Here is a 23,445-nt window from a genome sequence, read left to right on the forward strand (position 1 = left end):
GAGCCGGAGGGCCTCAACGGGAATTCGGCGCCCTTGCCTGCCGAAAGCGGGTCCCGCCCCGGGTCTTGACCCGCGCCGCCCCTTCGGGGTCCGATCACTCGTGGCCCCGCCGCGCGACCCAGGGACTGTGACCGCATGACTTTGCAGATCAGCGCCACCAACCCCGAACACCCGGCCCTCCTCCTCGAACTCCCCTGGCACGTCCCCCTGGAGCAGTGGCCGGACGAGTATCTGGTACCGCTCCCCCGCGGCATCTCGCGGCACGTCGTGCGCTACGCCCGCGCGGGCAGCGAGGTCGTCGCCGTGAAGGAACTCGCCGAGCGGCCCGCGCTGCGCGAGTACGAACTTCTGCGCACCCTCGACCGACTCGCGATACCCGCCGTCGACCCCCTCGCCGTGGTCACCGGCCGCACCGATGCCGGGGGCGCGCCCCTCGAACCCGTCCTCATCACCCGCCACCTGGGCGGCTCGCTCCCCTACCGCTCCATGTTCGAGACGACGATGCGCCCCGGCACCGTGCACCGCCTCATGGACGCCCTCGCCGTCCTCCTCGTACGGCTGCATCTGGCGGGGTTCGCCTGGGGGGACTGCTCGCTGTCCAACACCCTGTTCCGCAGGGACGCGGGCGCGTACGCCGCCTACCTCGTGGACGCCGAGACCGGGGAGCTGCACCCCCGACTCAGCGACGGGCAACGGGCGTACGACATCGAGCTCGCCCGGGTCAACATCAGCGGCGAGATGCTCGACCTGGAGGCGTCGGGCGCGCTGCATCCGTCCATCGACCCGATCGCGTTCGGCACGGAGATCGGGGAGCGGTACGACGCGCTCTGGACGGAGCTGACGCGCACCTCCGTCTACCCGGCCGGCAAGCACCACTACATGGAGCGCCGCATCCGCCGTCTCAACGACCTTGGCTTCGACGTCGCGGAGATGCAGATCTCGCACGCGGACCAGGGGGACACGGTCACGTTCGTGCCGAAGGTCGTGGACGCGGGCCACCACCAGCGTCAACTCCTGCGCCTCACCGGCATGGACGCCGAGGAGAACCAGGCCCGTCGTCTCCTGAACGACCTGGAGAGCTGGATGGCCACGCAGGACGACTACGCGCCGGGCGCCCCTCCCCCAAATTCTCGGCTGCGCTCGAACAGGGGGGACCCTCATGGCGCGCGCGCCGAAGTCCTCGCGCACCGATGGGTGCGCGACGTTTTCCGCCCGACCGTACGCGCGGTGCGCGACCACGTGCCGGACCGGACGGACGCGGCCGAGCTCTACCACGAACTGCTCGAACACCGCTGGTACCTGTCCGAGCGGGCGCAGCACGACATCGGTCTCGACGCGGCGGTCGCGGACTACGTCAAGAACATCGCCGGCCGCTCACGCCCCTTCAACTCCCCGTCCGCGGACGGACCGCGGCCTCCCGCCTGACCGGAAACCTGCCGCTACGAAGATCGTCGGGGGCGGAACCGGTGACGCGGCCCGGTCGTGGTACCACCGAGGAAGAGGCACGACGAGGGGAGACGGACATGGCCGGGAGTGTGCGGGTCGACGGGAACAGTCTGGTGCTGCCGGGCGGTGCGCGGGTGCGGTTCGTGCGCACGCTGCGCCTGCCGGAGACCGGAACGCATCCGCTGCCGCCGGGGCTCGGCGAGTTCCCGGTGCGGCGGGTCGAGGACCACGCGGACTCGGTGCCGCCCCAGTGGCGGGCGCGCGGCGGCGTGATGCTGCCGATGTATCTGCGCGAGGCGATGTGGCTGAGCTTCGCGGGAACGGCCGAACCGGCCGCTCTCCAGGTGGGCGTGGGCAAGGTGTGCGCCATCTCGGGGCTGCCGTGGAGCAGCCGGCTGTCCCGGGATCCGCAGAACTACGTGGTGCTGCCTCGCCAGCCGTGGCTCGACGGCATCAAGTCCGGGAAGGGCACGGTACGGCAGTTCGTGGCGCTGCCCCTGGGGCTCGGCGCCACGGTCGAGGGCCAGGTCACGGGCGAGGAGACCTGGGGCGGGATCCAGCTCCAGGCCTTCACCCTGAGCGAGCCGGCGCTGGGGGCCTGGCGCGCGGAGGAGGCCCGCAAGCGGGAGGCCGCGCGGGCGATGCCGCCTGCGCCCGGCGGCGTGCAGTGGATGGGGGCCTCCTCCGGCGGCTACGGGGCCGCGCCCATGCCGGCCGCGCCGGGTGCGGCGCCGCAGGCTCAGGCGGCGCGTTCGATGGGTCTCGGCGCGGGCGGCACGATGCGCCAGCAGGTGTTCCGGGACGACCGGCCCGAGTCCGACTGGGCCGAAACGCCCGCGGGCCGCGTGTTCGTGCACCTCGTGACGCCGCCGGACTGGCACCGCATCACGGGCGAGGAGCCGCCGCCGTCGCCGGTGGACCGGGCCGCGTACACGAGGGCGGGGCTGCCCTGGTTCGACTACTACGACGAGAGCGCGGAGGATCTCGCGCCGACGGACACGCTGGGGGCGGTGAAGCCCGCGGGTAAGTGGCTCGGCGACGACCACGAGCCGTGGCAGGCGCCGGACGCGCACCAGGTCAAGCCTCTGGGGGACGCGGGCAAGCCGGTGGAGGACGGCGACTGGTGAGTGCGCTGTGCGGCGGGGTCGGTTCGCCGGCCCCGCCCTGCGGCCGGCCCGCGTGCGCGGCCGCTGTTGCGCGGCTGGGCATGCGCGGGCGGCCGGTACCGTGGCCGCTACGTAATGGCGAGTGACGGCACCGGCCGCAGCCAGTGAGCCCTTGATCTGCCCGGGAGAAGTGCCCGAACTGGGCCAAGCGATGCACTTTCCGGTCACATGGATCGGAATATGACAACTGGCCTTGCACTGTTCCCGAAACGGATCCGAGGGTTCGACGGATACCCAACACCGGGAAATTCAGCCATTTTCGAGCGTCCCGGTCCAGGTGTCCCATCGGCGTGGCCGCGCGGCCCCTGGCATTCAAACCAGCAGGTCGCCGACCCCACGAGCTCCATCATGACGCACTGGCTGATCGTTTTCTTCGGGCAATGTTTATTACCAAAGGTGATGGGAGTAATTAGACTGCACTCGCTCAACTCGGCGTGGACCTCAAGGGATTACCCACCATGAACAAGACGGCGCTCCGCGCCCTGCTCCGTGAACGGCGCGCCCTGATAGCCCCCGAATCCCACGGCTTCACCCGCCCCACGGGCCAGGGCCGGCGCGCCCCTGGCCTCTCCCAGCACCAGGTGGACCAACTGCTCCACCGCACCCTGGGGACGTACCACCGGCTGGAGTCGGGCAACTACCCGAACCCGCCGACGGTCCTGCTTCGGGACGTCGCCCTGCTGTTCGACCTCGACGAACAGGAGTGGGTGTCGCTGTGCCGCTACGCCCTGCTCCAGGATCCGCCCGGACCGCTGCACCAGTCGTCGGGGAAGGAGATCCCGGGCTTCTGGCAGGACGCTGTCGACGGGATCGGGCACATGGCGTACGTCACCGACGCCTCCTGGGACATGATCGCCTACAACGTCGCGTTCGCCTCCCTGTTCCCCGACGAGCAGGTTCCGACGAACACGATGCGCTGGATGCTCCTCGAACCCCAGGGCCGCGAGCTCCTGACAGACTGGGAGAATGCCTGGGCCCCCTGGGTGCTCCCGCAGTTGCGCGCGGCGCTGGTCGCGCGGCCGGAGGACGAGACACTGCGGCAGATCGAGAAGGAGGTCATGGAGGATCCCGACACATCAGACATCTACGAGACCGGGGCTTCGCTCATCCACGCCGATGGCCACGAACGTCCCCTGCTCCACAGCAGGAAAGGGCAGGGCTGGGTGTCGATCTGCGCCGCACAACCCATGACAGCTCCCGGCTCGCGGCTGTTCATACTCGTCTTCCGCCGTGGCACCGAACGCCCCGGTCCACGGCCGCCGATGCTCAGGGCCCACTGAGCAGATGGTCGGAGTCGAGGGGCGTCCAGTACTTTGTGCGACACCCCCCACGCCCGACTCAGCACTGTGGGAGACACCCCATGCCCGCCTACGTCTCGCCCCCTCGGACCATCCTCGGCGCCCACAAGGTCACCACCGACGAGATAGCCGACGACATACGCACGAACCATCCGGATCACCCACGCCTCGGCGCCTTTCTGCGTGTCGTCAACAACTGCGGCGTGCGCACCCGTTACTTCACCAGGCCGCTGAACTCCCCCACAGTCGGCGGTACGGCGGACGTACACGCGCGAACCCAGGCGGCCTTTGACGACGCCGTGGACATGTCCGAGCGCGCCGCCGCGGCCGCGCTCGAAGCGGCGGGGGTCGGCGCGCGTGACATCGATGCCATCGTGACGACGCATGCCACCGGCTACGCGGTCCCCAACCTGGACGTCCATCTGATCGGCCGCCTCGGCCTGCGCCCCACCACGCGCCGTGTCGCTCTCACGACAGTGGCGTGCGCCGGAGGGGTCCACTCCCTCATCCGAGCCACGGACCTGGTGGCCGCGCGGCCGGCAGAGACGGTGCTGGTGGTGGCCGCGGAGGTGCTCTCCACCGCGTACAACCACTCCGCTTCCACCATCGAGGCGATGATCTACAAGGCCCTGTTCGCGGACGCGGCCGGCGCCACTGTCGTGACCAGTGAGCCGCTGACCACCGGGCTCGCGATAGAGGACACGTTCGAGTACACGCTTCCGGACACCTTCGACCGTTACCGCGGCCGTCTGGACGCCCACGGCATGCACTTCGACTCCACCAAGAAGGCCCCGCGGGCTGCGACGGAGACGCACCCGGCCCTCATGGACTGGCTCGCGGGACGGGACGTCGGATTCACGGTGATACATCCCGGCAGCCCGAGCATGATCACCGATACAGCCACCGCTCTCGGCCTCACCCCCCAGGCCGCCCACCACTCCACGGACACCCTCTCCGAAGAGGGCAACCTCGGCGGCGTCAGCATTCTCCGGGTTCTGGAGCGCACCCACACCGCGCCTCCCGCCGCCGGAACCAAAGGCGTCGCCGTCGCCTACGGTCCCGGCTTCACCACCGCCGCCCTCCACGGCCACTGGCACGCCTGAAACGGCGCCCCCCGCCCCTCATCCCACGCCCTGAGGCGGGATCAGCTCTCCCCGGCTCATGACGAACCGCAGGTCCGCGAGCGCCTCGAGTCCGGCGCGCGGGTCGCTGCCCACGGCGATCAGGTCGGCCGGGCGCCCCGGGGCGAGCAGTCCCGCGCGGCCGCCGGCACCGAGCGCGTCGGCGGCCTCGGTGGTGGCCATGTCGATGACGCGCGGCGCCGGCATCCCGATGTGCTCGAAGAACGTCAGGCTCCGGCGCAGGCCGTCGAACCCGGCGCGCTGCACCCCCGCGTCGGTACCGGCGATGAACCGGACCCCGCGTTCCGCCATGGTCCGCACCTGGCCGAACAGCCTCTCGGCGCGCTCGGCCCCGAACACGGTCGGCAGCATCCGCCAGTGCGGACTGACGGTCGGGCAGACGCGGATCCCGCGCTCCGCGATGGTGTCGAGCACGTCGTCGCGCAGATCGTTGCCGTCCTCGGTCATCCAGGTGCAGTGTTCGAGCGTGTCGACGCCCGCGGTCACCGCGGCCTCGATCCCGGCAGTGCCGTGCGCATGGGCGGCGACCGGCAGCCCGGCACGGCGCGCCTCCTCGACGACGACGGCCAGCTCACCCGCGCCGAACTGGGCCTGCCACGTGGCCGGTCCGCCGCGTGTCAGAGCGCCACCGGTCGCCATGACCTTGATCACGTCGGCGCCCAGGAACCAGCAGTGACCGCCCTTAGGGGTGACGGGCGTCGTCGCGGCGACGATCCGGGGTCCCGGCACCGCGCCAGACTCGATCTCCTCGCGCAGCCGCAGCGTGAGCCGCCCGCGGTCCCCCAGGTCCCACACCGTGGTGACGCCGCTCGCCACGAGCTGCGCGGCGCGCTCCCTCATGACGGCGAGCAGCGCCTCGTCGTCCTGCCGTTCGAGCGTCCCGACGGGGTCCGTACCCGCGTCGAAGACGAGGTGGACGTGCGCGTCGACGAGTCCCGGCAGCACGGTGGTGCCCGGCAGCGCGATGCGCTCGTCCCGCTCGTCCCGCTCGTCCCGCTCGTCCGCAAGAACCTCGACGTCGGAGCGTCTCCCGGCCGCGACGACGGTGTCCCCGTCGGTGAGAACGGCACCGTCCTCGACACAGCGGCCGCCGGGACCGGTCACCACACGCGCCGCCGTGATCAGCTTCCTGCTGCTCATCCTGACCTTCCGAAGGGTCGGAAAAAGGGCACCCGGGAGTGTGTCATGAAACGGGCCCTATCGGGCAGGGCACCAAGGGTCATGCACCGCGAGGGGCTCAAGGGGAACGATGGACAGGCGCCACGAACCGGCCGGACCAGGAGCACGGGACCCGTACTTCGACAACGCGAAATACCTGACGATCGCGCTCGTGGCATGCGGGCACGCGTGGGAGCCGCTGACGTACGGGAGCCGCACCGTGACGGCCGTGTATCTCGGTGTGTACGCCTTCCACATGCCGGCGTTCGCTCTCATCTCCGGCTATTTCTCGCGGAGTTTCGACATGGCGCCCGGCCGGCTGCGCCGCCTTGTCGGCGGGGTCGTGGTGCCGTACGTGGTGTTCGAGGTCGCGTACACGCTGTTCTACCGGTGGGCGCAGGACGATCCGGGGTATCCGATCAGCCTGCTCGACCCCTGGTATCTGATGTGGTTCCTGGTCGCGCTGTTCATCTGGCGGCTCACCACACCCCTCTGGCTGCAACTACGACACCCGGTACCGGTCGCCCTGGCGTTGGCCATGCTCGTGTCGATGGCGCCGGACGCGGGCGGTGACCTGGCACTCCAACGGGTGGTGGGTTTCCTGCCGTTCTTCGTCCTCGGGCTGACGCTGCGGCCCGAGCACTTCGAGCGGCTGCGCACGCGGCGGGCCCGGCTGTGGGCACTGCCCGTGGCGGCCGGGGCGCTGGTCGCCGCGTACGCGGTGGCTCCCTGGTTCGACGCGGGCTGGTTCTACCGCCGGGGCAGCGTCACCGGCCTCGGCGCCCCCGCCTGGGCGGGACTGGTCACGACGCCGGCCCTGTTCGCCCTCGCCGTCGTCCTCAGCGCCTGCTTCCTGGCGTGGGTGCCGGGACGGAAGACAATGTTCACGACACTGGGCACCGGGACGCTGTACGCGTATCTGCTGCACGGCTTCCTCATCAAGTCGTCGCGCTTCTGGGGTTGGTACGACCACCCATGGCTGCACACTCCGGCGGGCGAACTGGCGGTGACTGCCACGGCGGTCGCCGTCATCACCCTTCTGTGTACGTCTCCCGTGCGGTGGGTCTTCCGATTCGCCGTGGAGCCGCGCGTGCCGTGGGCGTTCCTGCGTACGGAACCGGCGCGGGAGGCCGAACCGCCGGTGACCGGCGTCCCCGTCGAGCGGGTCCTGCGCCCCTAGCCTGTGCCGGGTCGCCGAACCTTCAGCCGGCCCCCAGAGAGGCACCTCCCTCGTGATCCGCACCCGCTTCCGCCGCTTCCGACTGCTGCTGCCCGCGGCCCTGCTCCTCGCCTCCGTGCCCCTGCTCGGTGGCACGGCGCACGCGGGCGGCACGTGTATCGCCACGCACGAGGACGCCCCGATCTACGCGGGCAACAATCCGTGGACGGACATCGTCGGCTATCTGGACCCTGGAATCCCGGTCAACGGCACACGGCAGGGCGCGGACGAGCTGTGGCGGGTCTCGCGTACGGACAACGGCGCGCCCCTCGGATTCATGCGCGCCGCCGACCTCACCTGCGACGGCGGCTGACCGCCTGCGCGGACGAAAGCAGGGCGTGCATGCGCTCGTTCAGCTGGACCAGGTCGTCGGCGGGCGCGTGGAACGGGAGGCGCACGTCGGCCTGGCCGCGGATTCGTTCGAGCCGGAGGGTGATCCCGTGCCGGTCGACGGCCAGGGGCTGGACCCGGACGACGCCGTGCAGGCTGTCCACGTCGACGAGCCGGGTGAGCTGCTCGACGGCTTCGGGGTGGCAGTCGGCGAGATGGGTGAGCAGGCGGGGTTCTGCCGCGGTGAGTGGGTCGGGCGCGGTCTCGGCGAGTTCGTCGAGATCGATGCCCGTGCGGCCGGTACGCGTCTGGAGTACGGCGCGGACGGGCCTGAGCACGAACTGCTCGCCGTCGGGCTCGAGCGACCCGGACAGCCACAGACGTGCGCGGATCCGGTCCCTGACGGGTACCGGCGCGGCGTCCGCGAACTCGACGAGCGCGGTCGGCTCACCCCGGGGCGCGCAGAGCACGGCGGCGGACAGGAGGCTGTCGGCCGGCGGCTGGATCCGTACCTCGCCCTCATCGGTGACGCGATGGGATCCCACGAGGTCCTCCTGCCCGATGTCCGTCGTCACTTCGCACGACCAGGCGGTGGCGAGCATTGATCGCGCGCGTGCCGCCGCGGTGGGAGCGGCGGTACTGATCTGTCGGACACCCATCCGAACCTCCTTAGGTAAGCCTTGCCTAAGTTATCGGAGATTCGCGGAGGAGGCCAGTACGTGCGATGGCGGCGAACGCCACGCGATCGGACGGTGAATATGCCGTATGCCCACGCGCGTCGGCCGGGAGCGGCATCATGCCGCCATGGACGGTACTGCCCTTCTGCGGGACCTCTTCACGCCGGACGAGTACGACGCGGTCCGCTCGCACGCGGACCACCTGGGCGTGACGGTGGTCGAGTACATACGTCAGACAGCCGCCGAACGTGCCCTGGAACGACTGCACTTGGCGCAGGCCATGGAGGAGCAGGACCTGCGCCTGGGGAAGCTGTCGATACCGCACGTCGAGCGCGGCCGCTGCGGCGAAGGACCGCCCGCGCTGCAGCGGTTCCTGGACTCCCTGACGCATCCTCCGGAGACGAAGAGCTGACGCGAACGCTCCCGAGCCGGATTGGCCGGCGCGCGCGGGGGCAACCGGCCTCCATGACCTCAGAGACTGCGGCACGTCGGAGAAAGGGCCAGGAGCGTAAGGGCGACGCACGGAAGCGGGTGGCGAGAAAGCGGGTGCCACGGAAACCGGTGGCGCGTAAGCCGGCGACACGGAAGCCGGTGCCGTGGGGGCGGATCGTCGCCCGGGCGCTCATCGCCGGCCTCGCGTTCTTGGCGCTCGTGGCGTTCTCCGCGGTCCTCGCCCGGCTGACCCTGACACCGTCCCCGGCGTCGGCGGACGTCGCGGGGTCCAACATGCGGCCGGGCCACTCCCTGCGCCAGTACGCCGAGTCGTACACGTTCCTCGGCGCGTGCAAGCAGATCGGCGGGAATCTGCTGCTCGGCGCGCCCTTCGGGCTGCTGCTTCCGGTGCTTGTGGCGCGCAAGGGCCGCATGATGCGGGTGCTCGCGGTGACGGTGCTCGTGATGGCGCTCGTGGAGCTGGCGCAGGGCGCGATCGTCGAGGGGCGCGCCTTCGATGTGGACGACGTGATCCTCAATACGGCGGGCGCCCTGATCGCCTACTTCCTGCTCGGGCGCCGCATCGGGCACAGCTACCACGCCCTCGCACGGCCGTCGGGCCGTAACCGCTTGGCGATCAGGTTCCCGGGGAATGGGGCTCGTTACCGGGGAACACCCGGCGCCACCGGCGACGGAAGGAAGTGATCGTCATGCGTGCGCTCAAGCGCGCGGTACGGCGACCCGCACGCGTGGAGTACCTGTTGCCGCAGGGCTCGGGCTCGGCCCGCTGGGCCCGCCGCCTCACCCAGGACTTTCTTGCGGGACGGAGCCCCGGCGGCGCGCACGACGCGGTGCTCGTCGTCTCGGAGCTGGTCGCCAACGCCGCCCGGATCAAGGGCAGTCACTGCCGGATGAGTCTGTGCCTCGACGCGGACGAGCTGACCGTCTCGGTCCACGACGACAGCCCGCACCACCCGCGCCTCAGGCCGGAATCGGTGTCCGCGGAGTCGGGCCGCGGCATCTCGCTCGTCGACGCGCTGTCGCGACGTATGTGCGTGGTGAGCGACCCCTACGGCGGAAAGACGGTTCGCGCCGTACTCGCCCACCCCTGACGACCAGGCCCTTCCGGGCGGCAGCGCTCTGTCTGCCGCCCGGCCTGTTGGACCGGCCTGATCAACCTGCCTGATCGACCGGCTCAGTGACCCCTGGCGATCCACTCCTCCAGGTGGGGCGCCTCCGCCCCGATCGTCGTGCTGTCGCCGTGCCCCGTCCGTACGACGGTCTCCTGCGGCAGCGTGAGGAGCCGCTCCCTGATCGACTCGACGATGGTCGGGAAGTCGCTGAACGACCGCCCCGTCGCACCCGGGCCACCCGCGAACAGGGTGTCCCCCGTGAAGACGGCGCCGAGTTCCGGCGCGTACAGGCTGACCGCGCCGTGGCAGTGCCCCGGCGTGTGCAGCACGGTCAACTCCACGCCCGCCACGGCAAGTTGCTGACCATCGGCGAGTTCCCCGTCAGGCGTGCGGTCGGGGTGCTTCTGCTTCCACAGCTCCGTGTCCGCGGGGTGCAGGAGGATGGGCGCCCCGGTGCGCTCGGCGAGCGCGGGTGCCGCGTCGATGTGGTCGTCGTGCGCGTGGGTGCACACGATGGCGACGAGCCGCCGGTCGCCCACGGCCTCGGCGATCGCGTCGGCGTCGTGCGCCGCGTCGATCACGACGACCTCGCTGTCATCCCCGACGAGCCATACGTTGTTGTCGACGTCCCAAGTGCCCCCGTCGAGGGAGAACGTGCCGGACGTGACGAGGTGTTCGATGCGCGCGCCCGCCATCAGAAGATCACCACCGAGCGGAGCACGTCGCCGTGGTGCATTCGCTCGAACGCCTTCTCCACGTCCTCCAGGGCGATCGTCTCGGTCACGAACGTGTCGAGGTCGAGCCGCCCCTGCCGGTAGAGGTCGATCAGCATCGGGAAGTCGCGCGAGGGCAGACAGTCGCCGTACCAGGACGACTTGAGCGCGCCGCCGCGCCCGAACACGTCGAGCAGGGGCAGTTCGAGCTGCATCTCGGGCGTGGGGACGCCGACGAGGACGACGGTTCCGGCGAGGTCGCGGGCGTAGAAGGCCTGCTTGTAGGTCTCCGGGCGGCCGACCGCCTCGATGACGACGTCGGCGCCGAACCCTCCGGTCAGCTCGCGTACGGCCTCGACCGGGTCGGTGGAGCGGGAGTTGACGGTGTGCGTGGCGCCGAGCTTCCTGGCCGTCGCCAGCTTCTTGTCGTCGATGTCGATGGCGATGATCTTCCCGGCACCGGCGAGGTGGGCGCCGGTCACGGCCGCCGCGCCGACGCCGCCGCAGCCGATGACGGCGACGGAGTCGCCGCGGCCCACGTTGCCGGTGTTGATGGCGGCGCCGAGACCGGCCATGACGCCGCAGCCGAGCAGGCCCGCCGCGGCGGGCGACGCCTCCGGGTCGACCTTGGTGCACTGCCCGGCGGCGACGAGCGTCTTGTCGGCGAACGCGCCGATCCCGAGCGCGGGCGAGAGCTCCGTGCCGTCGAGGAGCGTCATCTTCTGCTTCGCGTTGTGCGTGTCGAAGCAGTACTGGGGGCGCCCACGCAGGCAGGCGCGGCACTGGCCGCACACGGCACGCCAGTTGAGGATCACGAAGTCGCCCGGCGCGACCTCGGTGACCCCGTCACCGACCGCCTCGACGACACCGGCCGCCTCATGACCGAGCAGGAACGGGAACTCGTCGTTGATGCCGCCCTCCCGGTAGTGCAGGTCGGTATGACAGACCCCGCACGCCTGGATCTTGACCACGGCCTCCCCGGGCCCGGGATCCGGCACGACGATCGTCTCGATCCGCACCGGCTCTCCCTTGGCCCGCGCGATCACGCCTCGCACCTGCTGCGCCATGACGATCAGCCCTCCACTCGCTCGTCGCATCGTTCTTGGCCATCTTCACAGATGGGCCGCCGATCCGGGCCGGGGTGACGAGGAGCGCGACCGCACGGGTCGCTAGCATCCGAAGCATGTCTGTCTACGAGAATGTCGAGATCGCCGCCCTCCAGGGCGGCCCCGCCGACCTCCCCCAGTACGAGGGCAAGGCCGTCCTCATCGTCAATGTGGCCTCGAAGTGCGGCCTCACCCCGCAGTACGCGGCCCTGGAGCAGCTCCACGCCGAGTACGCGGGCCGCGGCTTCAGCGTGCTCGGGGTCCCCTGCAACCAGTTCATGGGCCAGGAGCCCGGCAGCGCCGAGGAGATCGCCGAGTTCTGCTCGGCAACGTACGGCGTGACGTTCCCGATGACCGAGAAGGTCGAGGTGAACGGCGAGGGGCGCCACCCGCTGTACGAGCGTCTGGTCACCACGGCGGACGCGGAGGGCCACGACGGGGACATCCGCTGGAACTTCGAGAAGTTCGTGCTCTCCCCCAAGGGCGAGGTCGTCGCCCGCTTCTCGCCGCAGGTCGTGCCGGACGCCCCCGAGGTGCTCGCCGCGATCGAGGCCAACCTTCCGAAGTAGGGGTTACGCGGTTCTCCGATCGCCGGCCTCCGTCATGCCCCGCTCCGAGCAGTCGGCGCGGGGTCTGTCGGAGGCTCCGTGGCCGACCGGGTCGGGCGCGATGACGGCGCGGTGGAACGGCTCGCTCGCCGCGCGGTCTCGCGCCGCTCCCCCGCGTCCACGACAATGGCTGCGATGACGCCCGAACCCGTCGAGTCCACCCCCGGAATCCGGCTCTCCTCCGCCAGGGGTCGCTGGATCCTCGCCTGCGTCGTCCTGGCCTCCGGGATGGCGATGCTCGACGGCACGGTGGTGAATGTCGCCCTGCCGACCATCGGCCGCGACCTCGACGCCTCCCTGTCGAGCCTCCAGTGGGTCGTGAACGCCTACATGCTGACGCTGTCCGCTCTGCTCCTGTGGGGCGGAGCGCTCGGCGACCGGATCGGACGGCGGCGCACTCTCGTGCTCGGCGTGGCCTGGTTCGCGGTCGCGTCGGCGCTGTGCGGGCTCGCCCCCGACCAGGGCGTACTCATCGCAGCCCGCGCGTTGCAAGGAGTAGGCGGTGCGCTCCTCACACCCGGGTCTCTGGCCCTCGTACGGTCCTCGTTCCACCCCGACGACCAGTCGCGAGCCGTGGGCGCCTGGTCGGGGCTCACTGGCGTGGCGGGGGCGCTCGGACCGTTCCTCGGCGGGTATCTGATCGACGGCCCCGGGTGGCGGTGGATCTTCCTGATCAATGTGCCGCTGGCCGTGATCGTGCTGCTGATCGCGGTGCGGCACGTGCCGGAGAGCCATGAGGCCGAGGTCGCCGGGACCCGCTTCGACATGGCGGGGGCCATACTCGCCGCCCTGTGCCTGGTGGGCATCAGTTATGCGCTCATCGGGTCGTCCGGCGGCGCGTCCGCGGTGTCGACGGCGCTGCCCGCTGTGCTCGGTGTCGCCGCCGGCGTCGCCTTCGTCGCCGTGGAGCACCGGCGCGCAAACCCGATGCTGCCGCCCTCGCTGTTCCGCTCCCGGCTGTTCAGCGCGGCCAACGCGATGACGCTGTGCCTGTACGCGGCGATCGGCGGCATCCTGTTCCTGCTGCCCGTACAGCTCCAGATCGCACTCGGCTACAGCGCGCTCGAGGCGGGTATGGCGACGCTGCCGATCACCGTCCTGATGCTGCTGCTCTCCGCCCGTGCGGGCGATCTCGCGCGCCGTGTCGGACCGACGCCGCCCCTGGTCGCCGGGCCGCTGATCGCGGCCGTGGGCCTGCTCCTCATGCTGCGGATCGAGCCCGGCTCGTCGTACGTGGCCGATGTGCTGCCCGCGGTGGCGGTCCTCGGCCTGGGCATGAGCGCGTTCGTCGCGCCCCTGACGGCCACGGTCCTGGCGTCGGTCGAACCGAGCCACGCCGGGCTCGCCAGCGGCGTCAACAACACGGCGGCCCGTGTCGCGCAGCTCCTCGTAGTGGCGGCGCTGCCGCTGGCGGTCGGGCTGTCCGGGGACGCGTACACGCAGCCGGACTCCGTCAACACGTCGTTCCACCGGGCGGCCATGGGGTGCGCCCTGCTGTTCGCACTGGGTTCGGCGACGGCCCTCGTGTTCATCCGTCCGGCGGCGGTCCGGCCGCGGCTGGAGGAGGCGCCGAAGCCGCAGTGCCGCTCGCATCTGGGCGTGGCGGCACCGGCATTGGAGCCCGGGACGCGCGAGCGGAACCAGCCGAAGGTGCTGTAGCGGCGGAGCGCGCGGACCGGCTCAGCTCCCGAACGGGACCTGGGGTGCCGTCAGCGCTGCCGCATCCCGGTGCGGGTGTGCCCAGAGCCCGCGGGCTTGCAGCCGTGGCAGGACGCCCTCCCCGAACCAGTACGCCTCCTCCAGGTGCGGGTATCCGGAGAGCACGAACTCGTCGATGCCGAGTCGGTGGTAGTCCTCGACGCGGTCGGCGACCTCGTCATGGCTGCCGACCAGCGCGGTACCGGCGCCGCCGCGTACGAGGCCGATGCCGGCCCATAGGTTCGGGTGGATCTCCAGGCTGTTGGAGCTTCCGCCGTGCAGGGCGAGCATGCGCTGCTGGCCCTCGGACTCGCTGCGCGCCAGCCCTTCCTGGACGGACCTGACGGTGGCCGGGTCGAAGCCCTGGAGGAGCCGGTCCGCCTCCGCCCAGGCCTGCTCGGCGGTGTCGCGCGTGATGACGTGCAGCCGGATCCCGAAGCGGACGGTGCGGCCCTCCTTCTCGGCGAGGCCGCGGATCCAGGCGATCTTCTCGGCGACCTGGGCGGGCGGCTCGCCCCAGGTGAGGTAGACATCGCTGTGCCGCGCCGCGATCTCCCCCGCGACCGGCGAGGAGCCACCGAAGTACACCTCGGGAACCGGGTCGGGCAGCCGGGCGAGCCGCGCGTCCTGCACCTGGAGGTGTTCGCCCGCGAGATCGACAGTGTCGCCGGCCCACAACCCCCGGACGATCTCGAGGAATTCACCGGTGCGCGCGTACCGGGATTCCTTGTCGAGGAAGTCGCCGTAGGCGCGCTGCTCGCGGCTCTCGCCGCCCGTCACGACGTTCAGCAGAAGCCTGCCGCCGGTCTGGCGCTGGTACGTGGACGCCATCTGCGCGGCGAGCGTGGGCGAGACGAAGCCGGGCCGGAACGCGACGAGGAACTTCAGGCGCTCGGTCTGCTGGCTGAGCATGGCGGTGGTCAGCCACGCGTCCTCGCACCAGGCGCCGGTGGGGGTCAGCGCGCCGACGAAGCCGAGGTCCTCGGCGGCGCGGGCGATCTGCGTGAGATAGCCGATGGACGGGGGCCGGTCACCGCCCGCCGCGGTCACGGGTGTGCCGTGACCACCGCCGACGACGTGGCGGCTGTCGCCGTTGGTCGGCAGGAACCAGTGGAAGGTGAGGGACACGGGCGGGCTCCGATCGCAAGGAACTACAACATGCTGTCAACAGGCCCTGACTGGGCGGGAGTCGACGGGTCAGCTCGCCGCGGCGAGCAGGGGCCTCGCGGTGCACGTGAGCGCGCCGGAGAACTGGTCGACGACGCGGCTGAGCGCCTCGGCCGACCCCGGCGCGACGCCGACCGTGCCGTCCGGGGCGACCGTGATGTCCTTGTCGAGCGTGAACCACCCCTGGACGATGTGGTCGGCGCCCATGGAGTTGAGGACGGGCCGCAGCGCGTAGTCGAGGGCGAGGACATGGGCGGTGGTGCCGCCGGTGGCGAGCGGCAGCACGGTCTTGCCGTCGAGTCCGTACTGCGGCAGCAGGTCGAGGAGTGCCTTGAGGAGCCCGGAGTACGCGGCCTTGTAGACGGGCGTCGCGACGACGACCCCGTCGGCGCGGGCGAGGAGCTCGGTCGCCTCGACGATGGCCGGATGGGCGAAGTCCGCGCCGAGGAGCGCCTCGGCGGGCAGGGTGCGGACGTCGAGCGCTATGACGTCGTGGCCCTGCGCTTCGAGCCGCGCGTCGAGGTGGCGCAGGAGTCGCGCCGTGCGGGAGGTGGCGGAGGGACTTCCGGAAATGGAGAGGACGGTGCCCATGACGGGACCCTTCGGACTGGAATTCGGCACGTGGAATGCGGGCACTGCGAAAGGCGCGAACGCAGGAAACGCAGGAGTGCCGAAATTCAGGAATTCGCGCATGCCGAATACGCGGTGCGGTTCAGTGCGGTGCGGTGGGAAGCCGTGCGGAAATCGATCGGCACGGTGGAGGTTCGACGATGGCGGTCGCCGCGGAGGCGGCCTGGTCGCCGGGGCGCGTATGGCTCGTCAGAGGGCGCGGCAACAGAAGGAGCTGGAGACGCGCGCGAGGTCGACATGGCGTCGCCGCGTGAGGTCCAGTCTCGTGTTCATGCCACCGATCCAACCAGGGGCGCGTCACGCCAGTCAAGAAATCTCCGTGCCGGTCTCGCATCGCGGAACGGACTTCCGATGACGGGAGAATGGACACGAAGGGCGCGCCCCTTTGGGGAATCCCTTGGTGAGTGCGGTTTATCGGCGGGAGCGCGTACCCTCGTGCGCCGCGTCGCGACCCGGTGCACGATGGCTGCATGCTGTTCTCCCGGCTCGCACAGGTGTCCCAGGAGGTCGCGGCCACCAGGGCGCGGTCGCGGAAGATCGCGCTGCTCGCCGAGCTCTTCCGGGCGGCGGAGCCGGACGACGTACCGATCGTGATCCCTTACCTGGCGGGACGCCTCCCGCAGGGGCGTCTCGGCATCGGGTGGCGGGTGCTGCGCGACCCGGTGGCGCCGGCCGCGCAGCCCCGGCTGACGGTCCAGGACGTCGACGCCGCGCTGACCGCCCTCGGCGACGTGGCAGGCGCCGGGTCGCAGGCCGAACGGACCCGTCTCGTCGGGGAGTTGATGGGCGCCGCGACCGAGGACGAGCAGCGGTTCCTGTTCGGTCTGCTCACCGGCGAGGTGCGGCAGGGGGCGCTCGATGCGGTGGCTCTGGAGGGGCTGGCGCAGGCGACCGGCGCGCCGCCGGAGGAGATGCGGCGCGCAGTGATGCTGACCGGGTCGCTCCAGGTGGTGGCGCAGGCCCTGCTGAGCGAGGGCCCGGACGCGCTGGGCGAGTTCCGACCGACTGTCGGGCGCCCGGTGTTCCCGATGCTGGCGCACAGCGCTCCCTCGGTCGGGGCGGCCGTGGACAAGCTCGGGGCGTGCGCGGTGGAGGAGAAGCTGGACGGCATCCGCGTACAGGTCCACCGCGACGGCGACGCCGTACGCGTCTACACGCGCACGCTCGACGACATCACCGACCGGCTGCCCGAGGTCACGGCCGTGGCCGCCGGGCTCGACGGGGACCGCTTCATCCTCGACGGGGAGGTCATCGCGCTCGACGGGGACGGCCGGCCGCGCCCGTTCCAGGAGATCGCGAGCCGTGTGGGTTCGCGATTGGACGTGGTGACGGCCGCCGGGTCCGTACCCGTGGTGCCGGTGTTCTTCGACGTCTTGTACACGGGCGGGGACGAGCTGCTCGATCTGCCGTTCGCCGAGCGCCACGCGCGCCTGGCACGGCTGGTGCCGAAGGTGATGCGGGTGCGCCACGTCGTCGTTCCGGACGGGGAGGACGCGGCGGCCCGTGCGGCGGCCGACGCGTTCTTCGCCGACGCCCTGCGCCGCGGTCATGAGGGCGTCGTCGTGAAGGGGCTCGACGCTCCGTACAGCGCGGGGCGGCGCGGCGCGTCCTGGCTGAAGGTGAAGCCCGTACACACACTGGACCTGGTGGTGCTCGCGGCGGAGTGGGGGCACGGCCGCCGTACGGGCAAGCTGTCGAATCTGCACCTCGGTGCGCGCAGGCCGGACGGCTCCTTCGCGATGCTGGGCAAGACGTTCAAGGGGCTCACGGACGCGCTGCTCGCCTGGCAGACGGAGCGGCTGCGGGAGCTGGCCACGAGCGACGACGGGCATGTCGTCACGGTCCGGCCCGAGTTGGTCGTGGAGATCGCCTACGACGGTCTGCAGAAGTCCACCCGCTACCCGGCCGGCGTCACGCTGCGCTTCGCTCGCGTGGTGCGGTACCGCGAGGACAAGACGGCCGAGGACGCGGACACGGTCGAGTCGGTGCTCGCCGCGCACCCAGCCCCGTGACAAGACCGTTTCTTTGCCAAATATTGGGGCCGATAGGGTGACACACGACGCCCGGTACCTGCAGGCGCCATGCATCACCCAGGACAAGCACGGACAGGGGAGAGCTGTGCCCGCTTCACGTCTGAGCCGCACGCCACTGCCGGGGATCGGCTTCCGGTACGACCTGACCACCCGCGACCGACGCCAGGTGTCGGTGGTCGCGCACCGGGACGGCGGGCGCACCCTGAGCGCCTACCGGACCGACGACCCGGACGCCTGCGACCTGTCGCTGAAGCTGACGTCCGGTGAGGCGGCCGCGCTGATCGACGCGCTGATGCCGTCCCACCACAGCCCGAACCTGCTGCACACCACCGACCTGGGCCTCGTCGCCGAGCGCATCGAGATAGGCGCGACCTCGCACTGGAACGGGCGCCTGCTCGGCGAGACGCAGCTGCGCACAGAGACCGGCGCCTCGATCGTGGCCGTGCTGCGGCGCGCCGAGGCGATCCCGTCGCCCACCCCCGACTTCCGGCTCGCCGGCGGGGACACCGTGATCGTCATCGGCACCCGCGAAGGCGTGGAAGCGGCGGCGACGATACTCGGAAGGGAGTGATCGGATGCACTCCGCGGTGTTCCTCATCGAATTCGGGGCGATCATCCTCGCGCTCGGCCTCCTGGGCAGATTCGCCGGGCGGTTCCGGTTCTCACCCATCCCCCTCTACCTCCTCGCGGGCCTCGCGTTCGGCGAGGGCGGGCTGCTCCCGCTCGGCGCGAGCGAGGAGTTCGTGGCGATCGGCGCCGAGATCGGCGTCATCCTGCTGCTGCTGATGCTGGGCCTGGAGTACACGGCCAGCGATCTCGTCAGCAACCTCAAGACGCAGTACCCGGCGGGCCTCGTCGACTGCGCGTTCAACGCGCTGCCGGGCGCCGCGGCCGCGCTGCTGATGGGCTGGGGCCCGGTGGCGGCCGTCGTCCTCGCCGGTGTCACGTGGATCTCGTCATCGGGTGTGATCGCCAAGGTGCTCGGCGACCTCGGCCGGGTCGGCAACCGGGAGACCCCGGTGATCCTCAGCATCCTGGTCCTCGAGGACCTGGCGATGGCGGTCTATCTGCCGATCATCACGGCGCTGCTCGCCGGTGTCGGCTGGGCGGCGGGCGGTGTCACCCTGGCCATCGCGCTCGGGGCCGCCGGCCTCGTCCTGTTCCTCGCCGTGCGGTACGGCCGTCTCATCTCCCGGTTCGTCTCCAGCGACGACCCGGAGAAGCTGCTCCTGGTGGTGCTCGGCCTGACGATCCTGGTCGCGGGGATCGCGCAGCAGCTCCAGGTGTCGGCGGCGGTCGGCGCGTTCCTCGTCGGCATCGCCCTGTCCGGTGAGGTCGCCGAAGGCGCCCACTCACTGCTGCTGCCGCTGCGCGACCTGTTCGCCGCCGTGTTCTTCGTCTTCTTCGGCCTGCACACCGACCCCGCGAGCATTCCGCCGGTCCTGCTTCCGGCGCTCGCTCTCGCGGTCGTCACGGCCTGCACGAAGATCGCGACCGGCTACTGGGCGGCGCGGCGGGCGAAGATCTCCGTCAAGGGCCGCTGGCGTGCCGGCGGCGCTCTCGTGGCGCGCGGCGAGTTCTCCATCGTCATCGCGGGCCTGGCGGTCACGGCCGGGATCGAGCCCAGGCTCGGTCCGCTGGCGACCGCGTACGTCCTGATCCTCGTCATCGTCGGACCGCTGACGGCGCGCTTCACCGAGCCCGTCGCCGTGCGCGTGTCGCGGTGGCGGCAGCGCGGCGACGCACCGGCCGTGGCGGTCACCGCCGGTGCGGGGATCGTGCCCGCGCCGCGGGACGCGCAGGATCCGGTCGGCCCCGAGGCGGAGGCGCAGTCCGGGCGGGCCTCGAACTCCTCGTCCTGATCCGGTCACCCGCCCGGTCGTCGACCATCCAGGTCGCCGCCCGGAGCGGGGGCCTTTAGCGTGGGGCGGGCGCGTCAGAGACCTTGGGGGGCTTCTGGAGGCACCATGGATCGCCCGCCCTATTGCACACCTGTATCCACCGCCGCTTCCGCGCCACCCGCACCCGTGCAACCCCATGCGGGAGGCGGCCGGCACGAGCACCGCTGGTGGATCCTCGCGGTGATCGGCATCGCGCAGCTCATGGTCGTCCTGGACGCCACCATCGTGAACATCGCCTTGCCGTCCGCACAGCAGGACCTCGGATTCAGCGACGGCAACCGGCAGTGGATCGTCACGGCCTACGCGCTCGCCTTCGGCAGCCTGCTGCTCCTCGGCGGGCGCATCGCGGACCTCGTCGGCCGCAAGATCGTCTTCATGGCGGGGCTCGCCGGCTTCGCGGCGGCCTCCGCTCTGGGCGGAGCGGCCACGGGCTTCGGCATGCTGGTCGGAGCGCGGGCGTTGCAGGGCCTGTTCGGCGCGCTGCTCGCACCGGCCGCGCTGTCGCTTCTGACGACGACGTTCACCAACCCGCGCGAGCGCGCGAAGGCGTTCGGGATCTACGGCGCGATCGCGGGCGCGGGCGGCGCCGTCGGCCTGCTCCTCGGCGGCGTGCTGACCGAGTACCTGGACTGGCGCTGGTGCCTGTACGTGAACCTCGTCTTCGCCGTGGTCGCCATGGTGGGCGGAGCCAGACTGCTGCACGCGGGCGCTCCCGCTGACCGGCCCGAACTCGACGTGCCGGGCACGATCCTCGTCTCTGCCGGTCTGTTCTGCATCGTCTACGGCTTCTCGAACGCCGAGACGCACGAGTGGGGCGACGTGCAGACCTGGGGGTTCCTCCTCGTCGGCGCGGTCCTGCTCATGGCGTTCGGCTGGTGGGAGACACGGGCCCCGCACCCACTGCTGCCGCTGCGGGTCATCCTGGACCGGGACCGCGGGGCGTCGTTCCTCGCCATGTTCATCTCGGGCGCGGGCATGTTCGGCGTGTTCCTGTTCCTGACCTACTACCTCCAGCAGATCCTGCTGTACTCGCCGGTCAGGACCGGCCTCGCGTTCCTGCCGATGGTCTCCGTCATGGTCGTCGTCTCCGTGGTCACGACCAACTACCTCGTACCGAAGCTCGGGCCCAAACCGATCGTGCCGCTCGGCATGGGGCTCGCCGGGGCCGGCATGGCCTGGCTCACCGCACTCGACCTGCACAGCAGTTACGCCGCCCATGTGCTGCCGCCGCTGCTCGTGGCCGGCCTCGGTCTCGGCCTGGTCTTCGCCCCGGCGATGAGCATGGCGACGGCGGGAGTCGCCGCACACGACGCGGGCGTCGCGTCAGCCATGGTCAACACCAGCCAGCAGGTGGGCGGTTCGATCGGTACGGCCCTGCTCAACACGCTGGCCACGAGCGCGGCGGCGAGCTATCTGGTCGGCAGGCCGCCCGGTCCGCAGACCCAGGCGCAGGCGGCCATGGAGAGCTACTCGACCGCGTACCGGTGGTCGGCGCTGTTCTTCGCGGTCGGCCTCGTCGTGACGTTCGTGCTCTACCGCCGCGGCGCCCCCGCGCAGTACTCGGAGGGCCGCGCGGAGGGAGCCGTTCACATGTAGCGCGCCGACACTGGTGCCATGGCGTACAAGAAGCAGAGCGCGGGCCTGCTCCTGTTCCGGCGCACGGCCGCCGGTACCGAGGTGCTGCTCGGACACATGGGCGGCCCGTTCTGGGAGCGGCGCGACGCCGGGGCGTGGACCGTGCCGAAGGGCGAGTACGAGGACGACGAGGAGCCGTGGGCGGCGGCGCGCAGGGAGTTCCAGGAGGAACTGGGCCTTGCCCCGCCGGACGGCACGCCGGTGCCGCTCGGCGACACCGTGCAGTCCGGCGGCAAGCACGTCACCGTGTGGGCCGTGGAGGGCGACCTCGACCTGGACGGCTTCGTGCCCGGCACGTTCACGATGGAGTGGCCGAAGGGCTCGGGGGGCATGGCCGAGTTCCCCGAGCTGGACCGCGCGGCCTGGCTCGGGCTCGACGCGGCGCGCCCCCTTGTGGTGCAGGCGCAGACCGTCTTCCTCGACCGGCTCGCCGAGCGCGTCTGACGACCGCGCCACCGGGTACACGGTGCGTCCGCGTTGCGCGGCGCGACGTGGCGCGGCAAGGTCGAAGCACCGCGCAGAGGAGGTCACCCCCATGCCCATCGCGACGGTCAACCCCGCGAACGGCGAGACGCTCAAGACGTACGACGCCCTGACCGACGAGGAGATCGAGCACCGGCTCCTTCTCGCCGCCGGCACGTTCCGCACGTACCGCACCACCACGTTCTTCGAACGGGCCCGGCTGCTCCACGCCGCCGCGGACCTGCTCGACGCGGACCGTGACGACATCGCGCGCGTCATGACCACCGAGATGGGCAAGCCCGTCGTGGCGGCCCGCGCGGAGGCCGCGAAGTGCGCGAAGGCGATGCGCTGGTACGCGGAGCACGCGCAGGAGCTCCTCGCCGACGAGCACCCCTCGGCCAAGGACGTGGAGGACTCCGGCGCGGTCAGCGCCCATGTGCGCTACCGGCCACTGGGCATCGTCCTCGCCGTGATGCCCTGGAACTTCCCGCTGTGGCAGGTCGTACGGTTCGCCGCGCCCGCCCTGATGGCAGGCAACGTAGGGCTGCTCAAGCACGCGTCGAACGTGCCGCAGACCGCGCTCTACCTCCAGGACCTGTTCCGCAGGGCCGGGTTCCCCGACGGGTGTTTCCAGACGCTGCTCATCGGTTCCCGCGCGGTCGAGGGCGTGCTGCGGGACGAGCGGGTCGTGGCGGCGACGCTGACCGGGAGCGAGCCGGCGGGACGTTCCGTCGCCTCGATCGCGGGCGACGAGGTCAAGAAGACAGTCCTCGAGCTGGGCGGCAGCGACCCGTTCGTCGTACTGCCGTCGGCCGACGTGGCGAAGGCAGCGAAGGTCGCTGTGACGGCCCGGGCGCAGAACAACGGGCAGTCCTGCATCGCGGCGAAGCGGTTCATCGTGCACACGGACGTGTACGACGAGTTCGCCGAGCTGTTCGTCTCCGGGATGCGGGCCCTGCGGGTGGGCGACCCGATGGACGAGAACACCGACGTCGGGCCGCTCGCCAGCGAGCAGGGCCGCGCCGACCTGGAAGAACTCGTGGACGACGCCGTGGAGTGCGGCGCGACGGTGCTGTGCGGCGGGCAGCGCCCGGAGGCATACGCCAAGAGCGGCTGGTACTACGAGCCGACGGTCATCACCGACATCACGGAGGACATGCGCATCCACCGCGAGGAGACCTTCGGCCCGGTCGCCACGCTGTACCGCGTCGGCGACCTGGACGAGGCCGTGACCCTGGCCAACGACACACCGTTCGGGCTGAGTTCCAACGTGTGGACACATGACGCGGCGGAGATCGACCGCTTCGCCCGCGACATCGAGGCGGGCAGCGTCTACGTCAACGGAATGACAGCCTCACACCCGGCCTTCCCGTTCGGCGGCGTCAAGCGCTCCGGCTACGGCAGGGAGCTCTCGGCCCACGGAATCCGCGAGTTCTGCAACATCACTACGGTGTGGGTCGGGGCCTGAACGGTCCGCGCCATGCCCCTGAG

The 23,445-nt window shown here is 71.2% G+C and carries 24 protein-coding genes; 17 read left to right on the plus strand and 7 right to left on the minus strand.

Features of this window, described 5'->3' with window-relative positions; genetic code table 11:
- Positions 1-135 precede the first annotated feature (135 nt).
- From OG698_RS05465 to OG698_RS05480, 4 genes are all read left to right on the plus strand, one after another.
- Positions 136-1,425 (plus strand): DUF4032 domain-containing protein, encoded by a 1,290-nt coding sequence (locus OG698_RS05465; protein ID WP_406101756.1) that lies wholly within the window; start codon positions 136-138, stop codon positions 1,423-1,425.
- 98 nt (positions 1,426-1,523) lie between these two features.
- Positions 1,524-2,573 (plus strand): hypothetical protein, encoded by a 1,050-nt coding sequence (locus OG698_RS05470; protein ID WP_406101758.1) that lies wholly within the window; start codon positions 1,524-1,526, stop codon positions 2,571-2,573.
- Positions 2,574-3,070: 497 nt separating this feature from the next.
- Positions 3,071-3,892: an XRE family transcriptional regulator gene (locus OG698_RS05475; protein WP_406101760.1), complete on the plus strand. Its 822-nt coding sequence runs from the start codon at positions 3,071-3,073 to the stop codon at positions 3,890-3,892.
- An 80-nt stretch (positions 3,893-3,972) separates the two neighbouring features.
- The gene (locus OG698_RS05480) at positions 3,973-5,013 is read left to right on the plus strand and encodes a PhlD (protein WP_406101761.1); all 1,041 of its coding nucleotides are present in this window, start codon (positions 3,973-3,975) and stop codon (positions 5,011-5,013) included.
- Positions 5,014-5,031: 18 nt separating this feature from the next.
- Here the strand turns inward: OG698_RS05480 and OG698_RS05485 are convergent, their stop codons facing one another.
- Complete coding sequence (locus OG698_RS05485) at positions 5,032-6,192, minus strand: amidohydrolase family protein (RefSeq protein WP_406101763.1); 1,161 nt, start codon at positions 6,190-6,192, stop codon at positions 5,032-5,034.
- A 109-nt stretch (positions 6,193-6,301) separates the two neighbouring features.
- On the opposite strand from OG698_RS05485, the gene OG698_RS05490 reads away from it, so the two are divergent.
- Both OG698_RS05490 and OG698_RS05495 read left to right on the plus strand, forming a co-directional pair.
- Positions 6,302-7,390, plus strand: a complete 1,089-nt coding sequence (locus tag OG698_RS05490; protein WP_406101765.1) for an acyltransferase family protein — start codon at positions 6,302-6,304, stop codon at positions 7,388-7,390.
- Positions 7,391-7,442: 52 nt separating this feature from the next.
- Entirely contained in the window at positions 7,443-7,742 is a 300-nt protein-coding gene (locus tag OG698_RS05495; protein ID WP_406101767.1) for a hypothetical protein, read from the plus strand.
- On the opposite strand, the gene OG698_RS05500 is transcribed toward OG698_RS05495, so the two are convergent.
- Entirely contained in the window at positions 7,723-8,418 is a 696-nt protein-coding gene (locus OG698_RS05500) for a DUF2470 domain-containing protein (RefSeq protein WP_406101768.1), read from the minus strand. The two genes, OG698_RS05495 and OG698_RS05500, sit on opposite strands and share 20 nt — an antisense overlap.
- A 145-nt stretch (positions 8,419-8,563) precedes the next feature.
- On the opposite strand from OG698_RS05500, the gene OG698_RS05505 reads away from it, so the two are divergent.
- The 3 genes from OG698_RS05505 to OG698_RS05515 all read left to right on the plus strand — a co-directional run bounded on the left by OG698_RS05505 (position 8,564) and on the right by OG698_RS05515 (position 9,980).
- Positions 8,564-8,848 carry a hypothetical protein gene (locus tag OG698_RS05505; RefSeq protein WP_406101769.1) on the plus strand — a complete coding sequence of 95 codons (285 nt, stop codon included), beginning with the start codon at positions 8,564-8,566 and terminating at the stop codon, positions 8,846-8,848.
- A 149-nt stretch (positions 8,849-8,997) separates the two neighbouring features.
- Positions 8,998-9,573, plus strand: a complete 576-nt coding sequence (locus OG698_RS05510) for a VanZ family protein (protein WP_406101771.1) — start codon at positions 8,998-9,000, stop codon at positions 9,571-9,573.
- Between the two features lie 5 nt (positions 9,574-9,578).
- A complete protein-coding gene (locus OG698_RS05515; protein WP_406101772.1) occupies positions 9,579-9,980 on the plus strand; it encodes an ATP-binding protein in 402 nt (133 codons plus the stop codon).
- 83 nt (positions 9,981-10,063) lie between these two features.
- Here OG698_RS05515 and OG698_RS05520 read toward each other — a convergent pair whose 3' ends face one another.
- Both OG698_RS05520 and OG698_RS05525 read right to left on the minus strand, forming a co-directional pair.
- Positions 10,064-10,696 (minus strand): MBL fold metallo-hydrolase, encoded by a 633-nt coding sequence (locus OG698_RS05520; protein WP_406101774.1) that lies wholly within the window; start codon positions 10,694-10,696, stop codon positions 10,064-10,066.
- Positions 10,696-11,781: an S-(hydroxymethyl)mycothiol dehydrogenase gene (locus tag OG698_RS05525; protein ID WP_100593167.1), complete on the minus strand. Its 1,086-nt coding sequence runs from the start codon at positions 11,779-11,781 to the stop codon at positions 10,696-10,698. The genes OG698_RS05520 and OG698_RS05525 overlap by 1 nt, the downstream gene beginning before the upstream one ends.
- Before the next feature lie 116 nt (positions 11,782-11,897).
- On the opposite strand from OG698_RS05525, the gene OG698_RS05530 reads away from it, so the two are divergent.
- Both OG698_RS05530 and OG698_RS05535 read left to right on the plus strand, forming a co-directional pair.
- Positions 11,898-12,389 (plus strand): glutathione peroxidase, encoded by a 492-nt coding sequence (locus OG698_RS05530; protein ID WP_399971524.1) that lies wholly within the window; start codon positions 11,898-11,900, stop codon positions 12,387-12,389.
- Positions 12,390-12,563: 174 nt separating this feature from the next.
- Positions 12,564-14,087, plus strand: coding sequence for an MFS transporter (locus OG698_RS05535; RefSeq protein ID WP_406101776.1), 1,524 nt, complete (start codon positions 12,564-12,566; stop codon positions 14,085-14,087).
- 21 nt (positions 14,088-14,108) lie between these two features.
- Here OG698_RS05535 and OG698_RS05540 read toward each other — a convergent pair whose 3' ends face one another.
- From OG698_RS05540 to OG698_RS05550, 3 genes are all read right to left on the minus strand, one after another.
- Positions 14,109-15,254, minus strand: coding sequence for an LLM class flavin-dependent oxidoreductase (locus OG698_RS05540; RefSeq protein WP_406101777.1), 1,146 nt, complete (start codon positions 15,252-15,254; stop codon positions 14,109-14,111).
- Positions 15,255-15,323: 69 nt separating this feature from the next.
- On the minus strand, positions 15,324-15,884 hold the full coding sequence (gene ssuE, locus OG698_RS05545) for an NADPH-dependent FMN reductase (RefSeq protein ID WP_406101778.1): 561 nt from the start codon (positions 15,882-15,884) through the stop codon (positions 15,324-15,326).
- Positions 15,885-16,112: 228 nt separating this feature from the next.
- On the minus strand, positions 16,113-16,196 hold the full coding sequence (locus OG698_RS05550; RefSeq protein ID WP_351255852.1) for a putative leader peptide: 84 nt from the start codon (positions 16,194-16,196) through the stop codon (positions 16,113-16,115).
- 197 nt (positions 16,197-16,393) lie between these two features.
- On the opposite strand from OG698_RS05550, the gene OG698_RS05555 reads away from it, so the two are divergent.
- From OG698_RS05555 to OG698_RS05580, 6 genes are all read left to right on the plus strand, one after another.
- On the plus strand, positions 16,394-17,935 hold the full coding sequence (locus OG698_RS05555) for an ATP-dependent DNA ligase (protein WP_406101779.1): 1,542 nt from the start codon (positions 16,394-16,396) through the stop codon (positions 17,933-17,935).
- A gap of 121 nt (positions 17,936-18,056) precedes the next feature.
- Complete coding sequence (locus tag OG698_RS05560) at positions 18,057-18,527, plus strand: cation:proton antiporter regulatory subunit (RefSeq protein ID WP_406110861.1); 471 nt, start codon at positions 18,057-18,059, stop codon at positions 18,525-18,527.
- Between the two features lie 4 nt (positions 18,528-18,531).
- Complete coding sequence (locus OG698_RS05565; protein ID WP_406101780.1) at positions 18,532-19,818, plus strand: cation:proton antiporter; 1,287 nt, start codon at positions 18,532-18,534, stop codon at positions 19,816-19,818.
- 105 nt (positions 19,819-19,923) lie between these two features.
- Positions 19,924-21,453: an MFS transporter gene (locus tag OG698_RS05570; RefSeq protein ID WP_406101781.1), complete on the plus strand. Its 1,530-nt coding sequence runs from the start codon at positions 19,924-19,926 to the stop codon at positions 21,451-21,453.
- Positions 21,454-21,471: 18 nt separating this feature from the next.
- On the plus strand, positions 21,472-21,936 hold the full coding sequence (locus OG698_RS05575; protein WP_406101782.1) for an NUDIX domain-containing protein: 465 nt from the start codon (positions 21,472-21,474) through the stop codon (positions 21,934-21,936).
- A 91-nt stretch (positions 21,937-22,027) separates the two neighbouring features.
- Positions 22,028-23,422, plus strand: coding sequence for an NADP-dependent succinic semialdehyde dehydrogenase (locus OG698_RS05580; protein WP_406101783.1), 1,395 nt, complete (start codon positions 22,028-22,030; stop codon positions 23,420-23,422).
- Positions 23,423-23,445: the final 23 nt, after the last annotated feature.

It is taken from the genome of Streptomyces sp. NBC_01003 (assembly GCF_045162695.1).
Classification (GTDB): domain Bacteria; phylum Actinomycetota; class Actinomycetes; order Streptomycetales; family Streptomycetaceae; genus Streptomyces.

Excerpts from the sequence above, each read along its gene's own strand:
- OG698_RS05465 (WP_406101756.1), top strand. The coding sequence starts at position 136 with ATGACTTTGCAGATCAGCGCCACCAACCCCGAACACCCGGCCCTCCTC.
- OG698_RS05470 (WP_406101758.1), top strand. The coding sequence starts at position 1,524 with ATGGCCGGGAGTGTGCGGGTCGACGGGAACAGTCTGGTGCTGCCGGGC.
- OG698_RS05475 (WP_406101760.1), top strand. The coding sequence starts at position 3,071 with ATGAACAAGACGGCGCTCCGCGCCCTGCTCCGTGAACGGCGCGCCCTG.
- OG698_RS05480 (WP_406101761.1), top strand. The coding sequence starts at position 3,973 with ATGCCCGCCTACGTCTCGCCCCCTCGGACCATCCTCGGCGCCCACAAG.
- OG698_RS05485 (WP_406101763.1), bottom strand. The coding sequence starts at position 6,192 with ATGAGCAGCAGGAAGCTGATCACGGCGGCGCGTGTGGTGACCGGTCCC.
- OG698_RS05490 (WP_406101765.1), top strand. The coding sequence starts at position 6,302 with ATGGACAGGCGCCACGAACCGGCCGGACCAGGAGCACGGGACCCGTAC.
- OG698_RS05500 (WP_406101768.1), bottom strand. The coding sequence starts at position 8,418 with ATGGGTGTCCGACAGATCAGTACCGCCGCTCCCACCGCGGCGGCACGC.
- OG698_RS05505 (WP_406101769.1), top strand. The coding sequence starts at position 8,564 with ATGGACGGTACTGCCCTTCTGCGGGACCTCTTCACGCCGGACGAGTAC.
- OG698_RS05515 (WP_406101772.1), top strand. The coding sequence starts at position 9,579 with ATGCGTGCGCTCAAGCGCGCGGTACGGCGACCCGCACGCGTGGAGTAC.
- OG698_RS05520 (WP_406101774.1), bottom strand. The coding sequence starts at position 10,696 with ATGGCGGGCGCGCGCATCGAACACCTCGTCACGTCCGGCACGTTCTCC.
- OG698_RS05525 (WP_100593167.1), bottom strand. The coding sequence starts at position 11,781 with ATGGCGCAGCAGGTGCGAGGCGTGATCGCGCGGGCCAAGGGAGAGCCG.
- OG698_RS05530 (WP_399971524.1), top strand. The coding sequence starts at position 11,898 with ATGTCTGTCTACGAGAATGTCGAGATCGCCGCCCTCCAGGGCGGCCCC.
- OG698_RS05535 (WP_406101776.1), top strand. The coding sequence starts at position 12,564 with ATGACGCCCGAACCCGTCGAGTCCACCCCCGGAATCCGGCTCTCCTCC.
- ssuE (WP_406101778.1), bottom strand. The coding sequence starts at position 15,884 with ATGGGCACCGTCCTCTCCATTTCCGGAAGTCCCTCCGCCACCTCCCGC.
- OG698_RS05550 (WP_351255852.1), bottom strand. The coding sequence starts at position 16,196 with ATGAACACGAGACTGGACCTCACGCGGCGACGCCATGTCGACCTCGCG.
- OG698_RS05555 (WP_406101779.1), top strand. The coding sequence starts at position 16,394 with ATGCTGTTCTCCCGGCTCGCACAGGTGTCCCAGGAGGTCGCGGCCACC.
- OG698_RS05565 (WP_406101780.1), top strand. The coding sequence starts at position 18,532 with ATGCACTCCGCGGTGTTCCTCATCGAATTCGGGGCGATCATCCTCGCG.
- OG698_RS05570 (WP_406101781.1), top strand. The coding sequence starts at position 19,924 with ATGGATCGCCCGCCCTATTGCACACCTGTATCCACCGCCGCTTCCGCG.
- OG698_RS05575 (WP_406101782.1), top strand. The coding sequence starts at position 21,472 with ATGGCGTACAAGAAGCAGAGCGCGGGCCTGCTCCTGTTCCGGCGCACG.
- OG698_RS05580 (WP_406101783.1), top strand. The coding sequence starts at position 22,028 with ATGCCCATCGCGACGGTCAACCCCGCGAACGGCGAGACGCTCAAGACG.